Source organism: Mesorhizobium sp. P3_A9 (assembly GCF_056402975.1).
In genome coordinates, this window is sequence record NZ_JBFUGJ010000730.1 from 1 (window position 1) to 1,025 (window position 1,025).

A 1,025-nucleotide genomic window follows, 5' to 3' on the forward strand; every position below is an offset into this window, starting at 1 on the left:
CATGCACGCCCTCCACTTTGCCGCCCTTCYTCTTCCATACCCGGCCGGTGATGATGGTGACCGGGCGCTCCTCATTGTCGTTCACGGGCTGATTCCTGTTTTTTGCCAAAGATACTGGGTGGGCGAGGGGATTTGGGCTGCTCATGCCGACTTTTCGCATGAAGCATGGCTTTGCAACAGTCGAACGCGGGTCACTTTCTTCCTCGCGCTTGCAAAACGGCGAAAGAAAATTACATGCGGTTTTCGCATAGCTGCCAAGCCCCGGCTTCGATGCAATATTTGCCACACCGGGGTTGACGGTTCGCGGGCTTACGAGTAGAAGCCGGCCAGTCAGAACCGATGTGAGGCTCTCCCTTCCGAAGCGACACGCTTTGGAGTTTGCCTCAAACAGGGTTCGTTTTACGAGCGAAAAGACATTTCCGGCGTGCACGAAGCGGCTTCCGCTTCCTCTGCCATTTGTTCGGGCAAGACCGCGAGGCGCGGTTTATGGCCCGAATTTGCGTATGGAAATGACGCTTTGAGCGGCCCTGACCGGGCGAGACACGGAATTGAGAGACAAGAGGGTTTAATGCCTACCGTCAACCAGCTGATCCGCAAGCCGCGCATTGCGCCGGTGAAGCGCAACAAGGTCCCGGCCATGCAGCAGAACCCGCAGAAGCGGGGCGTCTGCACGCGCGTCTATACAACGACGCCGAAGAAGCCGAACTCGGCGCTGCGCAAGGTGGCCAAGATCCGCCTGACCAATGGTTTTGAAGTGATCGGGTACATCCCCGGCGAAGGTCACAACCTTCAGGAACACTCCGTGGTGATGATCCGCGGCGGCCGCGTCAAGGATCTTCCGGGCGTTCGCTACCACATCATCCGCGGCGTGCTCGACACGCAGGGCGTGAAGAACCGCAAGCAGCGCCGTTCGAAGTACGGCGCCAAGCGTCCGAAGTAAGATTTTCCGGCCCTTGCGCTGCTTGTTTGGGTCTGGATTTGATTTTGAGAGTCAAATGCCATGTCGCGTCGTCTCAGTGCAGAAA

The 1,025-nt window shown here is 57.9% G+C and carries 1 protein-coding gene and 1 pseudogene; one reads left to right on the plus strand and one right to left on the minus strand.

Annotated elements, in window-relative coordinates; all coding sequences use genetic code 11:
• Nucleotides 1-85 (minus strand): annotated as a pseudogene (locus AC1DX0_RS36355) (transcriptional regulator); the annotation flags it as partial.
• Nucleotides 86-568: 483 nt separating this feature from the next.
• On the opposite strand from AC1DX0_RS36355, the gene rpsL reads away from it, so the two are divergent.
• A complete protein-coding gene (rpsL, locus tag AC1DX0_RS36360) occupies nucleotides 569-940 on the plus strand; it encodes a 30S ribosomal protein S12 (protein ID WP_006333356.1) in 372 nt (123 codons plus the stop codon).
• The last annotated feature ends 85 nt before the right edge of the window (nucleotides 941-1,025 follow it).